This window comes from Pleomorphomonas diazotrophica, assembly GCF_002844595.1.
GTDB classification, from domain to species: domain Bacteria; phylum Pseudomonadota; class Alphaproteobacteria; order Rhizobiales; family Pleomorphomonadaceae; genus Pleomorphomonas; species Pleomorphomonas diazotrophica.
This window is the reverse complement of sequence record NZ_PJNW01000015.1, coordinates 92,070-104,502: the sequence shown is the minus strand read 5'-3', so window position 1 is coordinate 104,502 and position 12,433 is coordinate 92,070. Positions and strand designations below refer to the sequence as shown.

The following is a 12,433-nucleotide window of genomic DNA, read 5'->3' as shown; positions in this document are numbered from 1 at the left end:
GCTGCGGGCTCCTGTCGATCAGCGCCTTGATCTCCGCCTCGATGGCCTCGATCTGGCCGATGACGGCTTTCAACATGGCCGCAAGGGATGTCTTGATCACCTTGCCGGCCGGGCCTTTTGCCCGGTTCTGCTCGGCCACCTTGATGGCCACGAGGTCCTCTCGCCGGGCCACCAGAGCGGCCAGCATCTTCCGATCAGCTTCCGGCGGCAGGAACAGGGACAGCCGTTCCCAGCGGTCCTTGCCATAGCGGGCGAGCGCCTCGGCATCGAGCGCGTCGGTCTTGGCAAGCGTGCCGAAGGAGCGGATAAAAGCCTTGACCTTCAAGGCATCCACCCGATGACAGGCAATGCCGGCGGCCAGCAGCTCGGCCAGGAGCACATGCTCGTGGCCGCCGGTCGGCTCGCAGATCGCGAGGTCGACCCGATCGAGACTTTTGAGAAAGCGGCGGATGGCGGCGGCGCTATTGTCGATGACGCAGGGCTTCGACGAAGGCGATGAGGAGCGAGCCTCGAAGACGGTCAGCGTGTCCTTGGAGACGTCGAAGCCCAGAACGATGTCGGGAGCCTGCTGCAAGACGGCCATGATGTGCTATCCTTCCCAAGTTGGGCCACCATGAGCTTCGGATTGTTCTCGGGCGTGGGTCTGATCGGCTAGGGTCAGGCCCCAGAGACCCCATCAACTCTCCAAGCGAATGATGGAGATGGCAGGGATCCTTGATGACACCGGGTGAAAGCCCGATCCTTGCACGGTCGCCTGCCAACGGCCTCTCCGGGGTCGTCATACCGCTTCCGTCGGGTTTCGACCTTCCGGGCGGAACCCGACGGACGCGGAAGCGCCCGACCGGGCGCCGGCCGGTCAGGCCGAAACCCGCTTGAGCTGGATGAGTCCAGATCAAGCGGAACGAGTATCAAACCAGCCGGAGAGGCCGCCTCAACTTACCCCGGCGCAAACGAACAATCCTTGCGAAGGCGAGGACGTCGGGCAGAACGGAACGCGCCGCCGATATAGCGCTCCATGAACCGAGGGAGACTGATATCACCCCCTCGCCCTACCTTCCCGAGGTCCTCGCTTTCGCAAGGATGACAGCGTGATAGGAGCGGGAGATAGCTGGAGTGCGCGGGATGGCCTCTCGAAGCGGAACGACGCAGCAGCACTGCCCGATCACAGCGGAATGGGACGGAACAGCCACCTAACCGCTTGTCTTCCCTATATATAATGCTGTCATCCTTGCGCAGGCGAGGACCTCGGGCAGAACGAAGCGAGCGGCCGATATAGGGCTCCATGAACCTACCCATCCCCCTCCTCCGCCAGCCGCTTCCTTGCCCTGGTCAACCTCTCCCCCAAGCCCTCCAGCCCCTTCACCCGCACCGTCTCCTCGAAGGCCTTCACCCCGATGTGCTTGCCGATCAGCTCCAGCCGCTTCAGCCGGTCGCTGAGCCGCACCTTCTTGACGAATCCCACCTGCTCGCGCGCGTTGCCGCGGCCCTCGAAGCGCTCCTCGATCTCCACGCCCTGCACCAGGCCCTGCCGCCACACCTCCGGCCACTCGTCCACCGGCTTCAGCTTCCCCTCGCCGTCATAGAGGTCGGCGATGTCGGCGGTCGCCTCGTCGATGAGCCGGCCCAGCAGCCAGCCGGCATCCACCTTCTCGCCCTCACCCTCGGCCTTAACCCTCTTGCGCGGCACGGATCACTCCTCGTTTTCTCCGGCCACCCTACCCGCGTCGGGTTTGCCGCCTTCCCCCAGCACCAGCTTGAAGCCGCGCTGATAGCCGGCCGCCTCGATCCTGACGCCCGAGCCCTCGATGCGCTTCCTCAAAAGACAGAGCTGCGTCTTGAAATACTTGCGCGCCGTCTCGTATTCCGGCCCGCCGTCGAAATCGTCGGCATACATCTCGCCGATGATCGCCTCGCCGGTCACCGGCTTGCCCTTGCCCGCCCAGACGCGGGCGAGGATCGCCTCCTGCTGCGGCGGCAGCTCGTAGGCGCGGGCGATCAGGTTGGGCGTGAGAACCGGCGCCACCCCGCCGCAGCAGGGGCAGGTGACGCCCGTCTCCGCCCGGGGCACAGACGCCGCCGCCCCAACCGCCGGCGCATCCGCGCCAAACCCCGGCAGCCGCGCCCCCAGGCGGATGTTCTCGATGCGGTCGTCCAGTGTGTCGCCGTTCTTGGTGAGCAGCACGCGGTCGGTGCCGCCGAAGTGCCAGTTCCACACCAGATAGCGGCGCATGTAGCGGATCACGTTGGCCCGGCTGCCGCCCTGGATGGTCCAGATCGGCCCGTCGTCGATAGTCTTGCGATAAAGTTCGCCCCCCGCCTCCGGCCGCCGCCGACCCACGGGGTCGCGCCAGTAGAGCCGGCCGTCGGGCCGATAGTCGAACAGCTCACGCGCCGCCTCGCGGCTCATCTGCACGGCCGAGAACCAGGTGTTGGGCACCCCGTCCTCCGTCTGCCGCCCCTCCACCGCATTGGCCGGCCCGGCCCGGCGCTTGCGCGCGGCGGCCGCCTGCGTCGCCACCGTCACGCCGGGGCCGGAGGTGCGCGTCACGGGGCCCGCCTCGAGCACACCCAGCAGGCCATGGGCCGCAAGCGCCCGCTTCAAAGGCAGTCGGACATGCTCCACGCCCCGCCCGCCGCCGGACGACCCACCGCCGTCCCGCTCACGCTCCTCCGCACGCCCACCGGCGCGCCTCATCATCATGTCATCTGCCATGCCGGCTCTCCTGAATGGAGCCGACAGGCGCGTCGTGGGGCAAGGGAGAGGATGACGGCTAAAAGTTAACGGGGGAAGCGAGCGGGAAAGGGCGGGATTCCGGGGCTTCACCGCCACTGCGAAGACGCCAGCGCCGCCAAGGCGTTAACGGAGGTGGCGAAGGCGAGGCCCCCATAAGGCTGTCATCCTGGCGAAGGCCGCTTGAATTCGCGCGCGAATTCAAGGTGGACCTCAGGCCGAAAGTGGCAATCGGCCCCTATCAGGCGACCGTCTTCCCCACCCTCACCGTCTGCCTTTCACGCGAATATAGGCAAAGGGCTGTTGGGACGGAGATTCATTTCCACGCCTCGCAACAATATGACTCGGATTCCATAATCCGGCACATAGAAGCAAATAGACGAGACGGAACGAATTCTCCCTCGTCGGCACGTCAAAACACACAGAGTCTCAAGGAGAAGGAAGCAGCACCACAAATCCTCCTCCCCGATCGCGCGCCTCTCACACCCAAGGAAACGAGGCGGACGGAATGAAGGGGAAAGCGGGAGGTGAAGGAAGGTGGAGGTCGAGGAAGACGGACACAAACAAAACCCCGCCGAAGCGGGGTACATTTCCGACATTGCTTGAACGGCCTAAATCCCTCCAAGCGTCCGCAAGCGCTGCGCGACCTCTTGGGCAGGCAACCGTACGGTCGGATCATCCTGCCAGAGTTGAAGCGCCATCGCCAAGACGCTGTCGCCGCACAGCGACAATCGCTTGAGTTCATCAATGACCCAGAGCACCCCATGAACGCGGCGTCCGTCTTCTATCGCCACGCCGCGCAGCAACGCATCTCCGGTTAGAAGAACCGCGTCTTGATGACACCGCGTCGTCACCAGACAGAAGCAGTCGTTGGCGGACAGTTTCGGATGAACTGCTTTAACGAGAAAAGCTTCCCCGACCCGATCCGGAGGCAGGTCGAAAACCTCAAGCCCCGCATCGAGCACTGCCCACTCTTGCTCCGTAAAGGAGATCAGTTCGGATTCTCTCACCGGCAACGGAATGATGAGCCGATAGGGCAGTCTCACCAGAAGATGCAGAAGACGCGCCTTTCTGAGGTCGATGAGACAGGAGGCATCATTGACGACGACGGTCAGCGCGGCATTCTGGGTCACGGTTCGCGCGGCCCCCGCATCTCTTCTTCCAGCTTGGCGAGCGGTACCTTGAGAAACTGCGCCGCTCGCACAGGCGATATCATATCCTCGGCAAGGGCCTGATAAACCAAGCGTTCAAAGCGAACAGGCTTCTCGAAAGCGCCAAGGCCCTGCCCGTCTTCAATCGGAGCGGGCTCCTCGGTGCGCCATGCCCGAGCATAAGTCCGGAAGGCGTAATCGACAGTGGTTTCCGGCAAGAGCCCGACATCCTTCAACCGGATCAACATGGCAGCCGCCGACATTCCATAAGACCGCTTCAACCTTATCAACTCATGATAGGTGACGCCACGTCGATTCTCGCCGACTTCCTTGCGAAGATGATCGGCCGGCGCGAGAAAAGCGCCCGCGAACCGATGCATCGCCTTCTCAAGCTTCATGGCGGCAGGGTCCGCCACGCTCCGAATGACACGATGCGCCAGTTCATGCGCAAGGCTGAAGCGTTTGCGCTCAACGTTGGCCCTACTGGAGATGACGACCACCTCGGTATCGGGCCTATTGCCGGTCCGCTTCACGGTGCAGGCCAACCCATCGAACCGCACCGGCAAATCCGCCACAACGACCTTTATCCCCTTCTTCTCAAGAAGATCGATCATGCTGGGAATGGGGTCGATGCCAAGTTCCCACGCATCGCGCAGGGCACGGGCTTTCTGCTCGATCTCGCCCCATGAAGCCACGGCCTCGCACCGCAAACCGGCAAGAGGGTCGGCGGGTTCTTCCAAACCGAGGATATCCTCGATGGCGAGATAATCCTCAAGCCTTTCGATCACCAGCGCTTCGGCATGGGCTCGATCCTGTGCCGAAGTCTCGGAATGCTTGCGAAACTCGACGCCATGCAGCTCCGCGACCTGTCCGCTCATCAGAAAATCGAGGGACACGCCGAGAGCCTTGCCGAGGCCCACGAGCACCGAGGAGGACGGCATCATCTTGCCGCTCTCATACTTGCTGATGGCCTGGGCGGAGACCGCCGGCGACACCCGCTCGGACAAGGCCTGCAGCGACAGCCCGGCCTTCTTCCTGGCTAGACGAAGCCTGTCCCCGAACATGCGAGCCTCCTCGTTTCGATTGGTTGATAAACGTCACCAAATGTTACATATATCAACATGAAGTTGATTTTCAAGCCCAGCAGAATAGCGTGATGGGTCGACCAGCCGGCCACAGAGCGGACTGGTTGAGATGCCCGTTCGGATGCCCTAAACATGATCGAAAGGCGCGTGAGGTTGCGGGGTAACACCACCCTCATCGTCACAGGACTCAAGGGAAAAGCTCGCCTCCGGCGGGCTTTTCTCGTGTTGGGCGCCGCTCCCATCACTTCCTCGGCACAACGAGGCAATAGGCATATGGCGCGGCCTGCTAACCCTCCTCGAACTTCGAGCTGTCGGTTATAAACGTTAGTCGCCAGCGGTCTAGTTCACGCGCGCGATAACCTCCGTCCCACCGTCGGCTCAATACAGCCTGTACATCGGCAGGTATGTCTCTAGATACGGCGGGAACGGCTGGAGCAAGACCGTCGAACTTTTGCTCCGGCCCAACCCCCTCAGATACCGAGCCACTTCTCAGTGCAATTATGCGTCCCCTAATATCTTCCGGACTAGGCGGCATCTGCACACCCACAGTCTTTTGCCCTACAGACAAATAAATCCCCGCAGGACGTGTTCCTGACGTGAACGCGAATGGTGGTAGCCTTCCTATCCGAGGCGGGCATAATAGTGCCGACAACGGATATAGTTTTGATTCCACCTTTTTCAGACTCTTGTTGCTGGTGCGCAGAGCACGAGTATTCGCAGAAACGACCAGATTTTCTATAGCATAACCATCAGCAATGTTGACCCCAGAGATAGTTTTATTCCCCATTTTTCTAGCTAAATCACACGTATATCTCGAGTTGTAGAATATATAAAAAGGATACGTCGCGACTGATGAGGCCGTTGCAGCGTTACATAAAGTCGTGGCTTGAAACTCGGGTGGTCGGCCGGGTTTGTACAAGAGCTCACGATAACAGTGGCGCGTCCAAATAGAGCCACTGCCATAGATGCGCTTAGCCTGAAGCATAAGGCGGAAAAAAGTAGACGTGTGCACGTCGACGAAATTCCACTCCATGTCAGCGCCAGTAATTGGCTCGTCCGGAAAGTCCACAATAAGCTGTCGGCCTCCCGCCATGACAAGGCCTCCCATAAGAAGGTCGGTCACGGTCTCTTCGCGGAAGCTTCGTCTTAGCGTCCTGTCCTTATCGAGTACACACTCAACAAACGCGGGAAACCCGAGAGCAAAATCACATAACATGCGCTGCCCCTCACTAACGTTCGAAAACGTCGCCGTCGCTAGTTTATATATTGATAAATCTCAACAAAAGTCGCATCCAAGGACTTACATAAAGGACAAGCACACCAGACTAGATTTTACAACCCTTACGATAGAACGCCAGCTGACCTATAGCCTTTATTCTGACCCTCCCCCTCACCTCCTCCTCCCCACCAGCACCATCGCCACCGCATACACCGCCACCACGCTCAGCCACACCGCACCCGGCCATTCCTCCCTCACAACCGCGTAGAAGCTGGAGAACCCCAGCGGCGCGACGATCGACGCCAGGCTCAGCGCCGACGCCAGCACGCCCTGGAACTGGCCTTGCTGGCTCTCGCTCACCTGACGCGTCGCCATGGCTTGCAGGGCCGGCACGCCGAGGCCGCCGAGGGCGAAGAGGGGCATGATGGCAAAGACGATCCAGCCTTCCGTGGCGAAGGCCATGATCGCCAGCGCCGCCATGGCGCCGGAGAGGCCGGTGAGGATCGCCGCGCGCTCGCCCATCAGCTTCACCGCCGGCCCCGGCAGGAAGGCTTGCGCCAGCGTCTGGCAGACGCCGAAGGCGCCGAGCGACAGGCCGATCATCATGCCGTTCCAGCCGAAGGCGTCGCCGCCCCACAGCGCCCAGCTGGTACCATAGGCCTCGCCGGTGGCCGACAGCAGGAAGAAGATGACGATCAGCGGCCAGAGGCTTTTCACCTGGAACACCCAGGCGAGCGGCTTCAGCGGGTTGAGCGCCGCGAGGTCGAGCCTCTGGTGCGAGGGTTCGCGGGATTCCGGCAATATGAACAGCGCGATCAGGAGGTTCACGCCGTTCAGCACCGCCGCGGCGATGAAGGGCAATCTCAGCCAGTGGTCGCCCAGCGTGCCGCCCAGCACCGGGCCCACGATGAAGCCGATGCCGAACATGGCGTTGAGGAGGCCGAAGCGGCGGGCGCGCTGGTCCTCCTGGGTGATGTCGGTGATGTAGGCGGTGGCCACCGACACGTTGGCCGAGGTCAGCCCGGCGATCGCCCGCCCGAGGAACAGCAGCGCGAGATTGCCGGCGAAGGCGAGGAACAGATAGTTGATGGCGGCACCCGCGAGCGAGATCAAGAGCACCGGCCGCCGGCCGATCCGGTCGGAAAGCGCGCCCAGCACCGGCGCGAAGACGAACTGCACCGCCGCGTAGAGCGCGGTCATGATGCCGATGGTGGTGGCGACGTTGCCGGCGTGGGTCACCTCGGAAAGCAGCGCCGGCAGGATGGGGAAGATGAGGCCGATGCCGACGGCGTCGAGCACGATGGCCGCGTAGATGACGATGAGGGGTCTGTTCATGGGTATAATCCATGGCGATGCGCCGATCGCGGTTGACGGCGACCGGACGGAGTCCAAGCACAAGGCGCCAGACGCGGGGATGCGCCGGGCAGACGGATGGTTTCTGGAAATCGCTGGTCGATCCGCTTCAGGGAGACGGACCGCTTGTGCCTGATCGCCTGGACGGGAAGTCGTCCACCTGTTTACTCCGCCAACGGGCGGATCAAGGGAAGCGATCGCTTTTCGCGATGAAAGGGAAATACGCCAAGGCGCGGCGCGGGGCAAGTGGGTTGCGAAGCGAACCGCGCGGGTTGGTGAACGATTTGCGCCGGGGGAGGCTGATATCGGGCTCCAGCTTAGGACTCCAATTTTTGTTACTACGGAAATGTTGCCTCGCGCTTATTTCTGTAGTAACAAAAATCCTATGCAGATCGAGTTCGATCCCATCAAGCGCGCCACCAATCTGACAAAGCACCATATCGACCTGACAGAGGCCGAACAGGTGTTCGAGGGTGACACGCTGACGATCGAGGATGATCGCTTCAACTACGGAGAACAACGCTTCATCACCATTGGCCGACTTGCAGGACGCATGATGGTGATTGTCTGGACACCGCGCGGCGCGGCCCGCCGCATCATCTCCATGAGGAAAGCCAATGACCGCGAGCAGGCCGCCTATTCCCCCCGGCTTTGATCCCGACGATGCGCCCGACCTCAGCGCGCCCGAGTGGCGGGAGAAGTTCGCCGCCGCCAAGGTGCAGCGCGGCCGGCCGAAAGCGGAGAACCGCAAGGTCTCCACTACCATCCGCCTCGACGCGGACGTGATCGCCGAGTTCCGCGCCGGCGGTGAAGGCTGGCAGTCGCGCATCAACACGGCGCTGCGGGAGTGGCTGGAGAAGAAGCGGGCGTAAGGGGCGATGCCGGCGCGCCCGATATCGGCCCCTTGCCCTTTTCTGCCTGAGGTCCACCTTGAATTCACGCGTGAACTCAAGCGGCTTGCGCGAGGATGACAGCGTTATAGCAGCGGGAGAGCGCGGTGAGCGTGGCGCTAGCGAGGCGCTAACCGCTTGTTCCCTTATATCATTCTCCTGTCATCCTCGCGCAGGCGAGGACCTCAGGACGAGTAAAGCGATCGGCTGATATCGGGCCCCCTCTCCCCTACCCCGTCGCCGCCAGCCGCTCCTCGGCCAGCATGCGGTGCAGCGTGCAGTTGTCCACGGGCGCCGCGAAGAGATACCCCTGGCCGATGTCGCAGCCGAGGGCGGCGAGGGCGGCGCGCTGTTCGGGGAGTTCCACGCCCTCGGCCACGGTTCTGAGCCCGAGGCCGCGCGCCAGCACCACGACCGATTGCAGGATGGCCATGGCGTCGGCGTCATCCGGCACGCCGTCGACGAAGCTCTTGTCGATCTTCAGCGTGGTGAAGGGGAAGCGGTGGAGATAGCCGAGCGAGGCGTAGCCGGTGCCGTAGTCGTCGAGCGCCAGCGCGATGCCGCGGGCGCGCAGCCGGGCGAAGGCCTCGCTCACCACCGGGTCGGCGCCCACGAAGGCCGATTCAGTCACCTCCAGCTCGAAGCGGCTGGCCGGGAGGCCGGCCGCCTCCAGCGCCGCCACCGCCATCGACGGCACGTCGCCCGATTGCAGGTCGAGCGCCGAGACGTTCACCGCCACCGGGATTGGCTGCGGCCAGGCCACGGCGTCGAGCGCGGCGCGCTTCATCACCCAGGCGGTGAGCTGGTGGATGAGGCCGGTTTCCTCGGCGATGGGAATGAACACGCCCGGCGGCACGGCGCCCAGCGTCGGGTGGCGCCAGCGCATCAGCGCCTCGGCGGCGGTCACCGCGCCGGTGGCAAGGTCGACCTGCGGCTGATAGGCCACCTCGATCTCGCCCCGGTCGAGCGCGGCGTTGAGCTCGCTCTCCAGCATCAGCCGGCGCACCAGCGCCGCCTCCATCGACGCCTCGAAATGGGCGATGCGCCGCCGGCCCTGCTTCTGCGCGGCGTTGAGCGCCAGGTCGGCCCGGCGCATCAGCACGCCCAAGTCGCGGCTGTGGCTCTCGAGGCCGGCGACGCCGAAGCTGACGCCGACGGTCACCCGGTGGCCGCCCACCGTGAAGGGCGCCGCGAAATCGGCGAGCAGCGCCGCGGCCAGTTCGCCCGCCACGTCCGGCCCCTCGGGGCAATAGACGGCGAACTCGTCGCCGCCCATGCGGGCCAGCGTGCCCGAGGCGCCCACCCGCGCCGCCGCCCGCCGCGCCACCTCGACCAGCAGGAGGTCGCCGGTCTTGTGGCCCAGGCTGTCGTTGACGGCCTTGAAATGGTCGAGGTCGAAATAGACGAGCGCGCCGCCCGGCCCGGTCACCGCCTCGGCAAGGCCCGCCCGGTTGGCAAGGCCGGTCAGCTCGTCATGCAGCGCCATGTGGCGCAGCCGGTCGGCGACGCGCTGCCGCTCGGTCACGTCGCGCAGCGCCACGGAGACGCAGGTGCGATTGGCGCCCCTCCCGAGCCCGCCCACCTCCACCTGGAAGGCGACGACGGAATATTCCACCACCCGGCCGGCGATCTCCAGCCGGTCGATGACATTGGCCCGCTCGCCGCCCGTCCGCCGCACCGCCGCCACCACCTCGGGCAGCGAATGGGGCAGATCGGCCGCCGTCTCCGGCAGTCTGTCGCCGAGGGCGAGCAATGACGCCGCCTCGCCGTTGAGCCGCACCACCTGGTCCTTGCCGTCGATCAGGATGATGCCGTCGAAGCCGTCGTCGATCACCCGCTCCAGGAAGCGGCGGGCGTTGACGGTGTCGCGCCGCGCCATGGTGAGCAGCACCCGGCGGATGTCATATTCGCGGAAGAGAACCAGCGCCATCAGGCCGATCACCGCCACGTGCAGCATCGCCGTGCCCGCCACCAGCGCGAAGGACACCTGGGCGATCACCGCCGAGAGCTCGCCGAGAAGCGAGATGGCGGCAAGCGAGACGAGCGCCCGCCGCGTCGGCAACAGCGCCAGCGCGATGGCCAAGGCGATCAGCGGCAGGCTGAGCGGCAGCGCCGGCAGGCGGACAAGGCTGCGGCCGGCGATCAGCGTCTCCGAGGCCATCGCCACGATGTCCGGCCCGGCCACCATGCCCCAGCGCGGCACCAGGAAGAAGTCGTGCAGCTCCAGCGCCCGCGCGCCGATCAGCGCCGTGCGGCCGGCCACCGCCTCGGCCTTCACCCTGTTGTAGAGCACGTCGGAGGCCGACACATGCGGGATCGCATTGCGGTCGATGGAATAGTCGATCACCACCGGCCCGGCGGTGCTCGCGCCGGCGATCAGCGCCGGCAGCCCGTCGAGCTTCTCGCCGTTGACGGTGAGCTCGGAGGGGAAGCGCCGCACGCGGCCGTCCGGATCCACCGGCACGTTGACGAGCCCCGGCCAGCCGTCGGCCAGGATGTCGATCGGCCGGTTGAGGATGATGTCGGCGTCCTGCGCCGTCTTGGTCTGGCGGAAGGCGGCGAGGAACACCGGCACGTCGGCCTCGGCGATGGCTTTCGCCAGCGCCTTGTCGGAGGCCGGGTTGGAGCGGTTGCTGAAGTCGATGTCGAAGGCGATCTGGCGGGCGCCGAGGTCTTCCAGCGCCTCGACGAGCCGGGCATGGATCGTCCGGTCCCAGGGCCAGACGCCGATGGTGGCAAGGCTCTCGGCGTCGATGTCCACCATCACGAGTTTCTGGCTGGGCGCCCGCGTGCCCACCTCGAAGCGCAGGTCGGCGAGCCGGCCGTCCAGCCGGTCGAGCCCGCCGAGAAGGCCGGTGATCGTGAGCAGCGCCGCCACGCCCATGGCGCGGAACGCCACCTGCACGGCGCGCGACAACAGAACGGGGCCGCAGAGCGCCACCCCCTTGACCACCGCCACCTCGATCCAGGCTGGGATCACTTGGAGTTTCCGTTCCCGTTGCCGTTGCCGTTGCTGCCGCTGTTGGAGCTGCTCGACCCGCCATTGCTGCCGGAGTTGCTGCCGCTCGAAGCGCCATTGCTGCCGGAGTTGCTGCCGCTCGAAGCGCCGTTGCCGCCGTTGTTGCTGCCGCTCGATCCGCCATTGCTGCCGGAGTTGCCGCCACTGTTGGAGCCGCCATTGCCGGAGTTGGAGCCGCCGCTGTTGCCACCCGCGTTGGAACCGCTCTCCGAGCTGCCCTTGCCGGAACTACCGTTGCCGTTGCCGCCCGCGTTGCCGCCGGCATTGCTGTCTTCCGACTTGCCGGCGCCGTTCGAGTTGCCGCCGGCCCGGCTCGACACCGTCTTGCCGGCGCCGTTGGTGTGCTCCACGAAGGTGCCGTCGGCCGCCCGCGTCACCACCTTGCCCTCGAAGGCCTTGGGCTTGGCGAGCTTGCCCTCGCCGGTGAGCGACAGCGGCCGGTCCTCGCCGGAGGTCGCCGTCTGGCCGGCGGTGATGTCGGCCTCCATGCGGTTGGTCACGTCGATCACGCCGACGCGGCCGCGCTTGACCGACGTCTCCGAATAGCCCTCGAAGGTGGAGACGGTGAACACCGTGCCCTTCACCACGGCCGCCATGTAGGGCGTCTCGACGGCGAGGCGGATGCGCTTTTTCGGGTCCACCTCAACCTCGGCGCTGCCGGCCGTCTGGATCACGTCGGTGAACGTGCCGTCCAACCGCTCCTTGATCATCACCCGGCTGTTGGGCGAAATGGTCACCGTCACGCCGGCCCGCGTCAGCGTCAGCGTGCCCGAGCCCGTCGTCTTCACCGTGTCGCCCAGCGCGAAGGCGTCATTGGCCTCAACCCGCACCCAGTCGCCGCCGGCGAGCCGGAAGGCCTTGCCCGTCACACTCGCAATTTGCCAGTCCGCCGCCAGCGCCGAAAAGCTCAGAAGGCAGCAGCCCGAAAGCGCCAACGCGCCGATTACTCCGCCCAAACGCATGGTTGCCTCGTTTCTTTTCTTTG

General features: G+C 64.8%; 11 protein-coding genes. 2 read left to right on the top strand and 9 right to left on the bottom strand.

Annotation, left to right across the window (positions count from 1 at the left end; genetic code table 11):
• The 7 genes from CXZ10_RS17715 to CXZ10_RS17690 all read right to left on the bottom strand — a co-directional run.
• Positions 1-583 (bottom strand): IS110 family transposase (locus CXZ10_RS17715; protein WP_143741559.1); only part of this gene is annotated, 583 nt, incomplete at its 3' end.
• A 705-nt stretch (positions 584-1,288) separates the two neighbouring features.
• Positions 1,289-1,687, bottom strand: coding sequence for a terminase small subunit (locus CXZ10_RS17710; RefSeq protein ID WP_101290694.1), 399 nt, complete (start codon positions 1,685-1,687; stop codon positions 1,289-1,291).
• A gap of 3 nt (positions 1,688-1,690) precedes the next feature.
• Positions 1,691-2,713, bottom strand: coding sequence for a hypothetical protein (locus tag CXZ10_RS17705; RefSeq protein WP_101290693.1), 1,023 nt, complete (start codon positions 2,711-2,713; stop codon positions 1,691-1,693).
• Between the two features lie 629 nt (positions 2,714-3,342).
• Positions 3,343-3,864 carry a PIN domain-containing protein gene (locus CXZ10_RS17700; RefSeq protein WP_244617280.1) on the bottom strand — a complete coding sequence of 174 codons (522 nt, stop codon included), beginning with the start codon at positions 3,862-3,864 and terminating at the stop codon, positions 3,343-3,345.
• A complete protein-coding gene (locus CXZ10_RS17695; RefSeq protein ID WP_101290692.1) occupies positions 3,861-4,946 on the bottom strand; it encodes a helix-turn-helix domain-containing protein in 1,086 nt (361 codons plus the stop codon). The genes CXZ10_RS17700 and CXZ10_RS17695 overlap by 4 nt, the downstream gene beginning before the upstream one ends.
• A gap of 307 nt (positions 4,947-5,253) precedes the next feature.
• Positions 5,254-6,183 (bottom strand): DUF6615 family protein, encoded by a 930-nt coding sequence (locus tag CXZ10_RS22015; protein ID WP_425298967.1) that lies wholly within the window; start codon positions 6,181-6,183, stop codon positions 5,254-5,256.
• A gap of 174 nt (positions 6,184-6,357) precedes the next feature.
• Positions 6,358-7,521 (bottom strand): TCR/Tet family MFS transporter, encoded by a 1,164-nt coding sequence (locus CXZ10_RS17690; RefSeq protein WP_101290691.1) that lies wholly within the window; start codon positions 7,519-7,521, stop codon positions 6,358-6,360.
• Between the two features lie 403 nt (positions 7,522-7,924).
• Here CXZ10_RS17690 and CXZ10_RS17685 point away from each other — a divergent pair, with 403 nt between their 5' ends.
• Together CXZ10_RS17685 and CXZ10_RS17680 are read left to right on the top strand one after the other, a co-directional pair.
• Entirely contained in the window at positions 7,925-8,194 is a 270-nt protein-coding gene (locus tag CXZ10_RS17685) for a BrnT family toxin (RefSeq protein ID WP_101290690.1), read from the top strand.
• Positions 8,157-8,411, top strand: coding sequence for a BrnA antitoxin family protein (locus CXZ10_RS17680; RefSeq protein WP_101290689.1), 255 nt, complete (start codon positions 8,157-8,159; stop codon positions 8,409-8,411). Before CXZ10_RS17685 ends, CXZ10_RS17680 begins: the two co-directional genes overlap by 38 nt.
• Positions 8,412-8,658: 247 nt before the next feature.
• On the opposite strand, the gene CXZ10_RS17675 is transcribed toward CXZ10_RS17680, so the two are convergent.
• Both CXZ10_RS17675 and CXZ10_RS17670 read right to left on the bottom strand, forming a co-directional pair.
• A complete protein-coding gene (locus tag CXZ10_RS17675; RefSeq protein WP_101290688.1) occupies positions 8,659-11,409 on the bottom strand; it encodes an EAL domain-containing protein in 2,751 nt (916 codons plus the stop codon).
• A complete protein-coding gene (locus CXZ10_RS17670; RefSeq protein WP_180336062.1) occupies positions 11,406-12,410 on the bottom strand; it encodes a FecR domain-containing protein in 1,005 nt (334 codons plus the stop codon). Before CXZ10_RS17670 ends, CXZ10_RS17675 begins: the two co-directional genes overlap by 4 nt.
• Between the last annotated feature and the right edge of the window lie 23 nt (positions 12,411-12,433).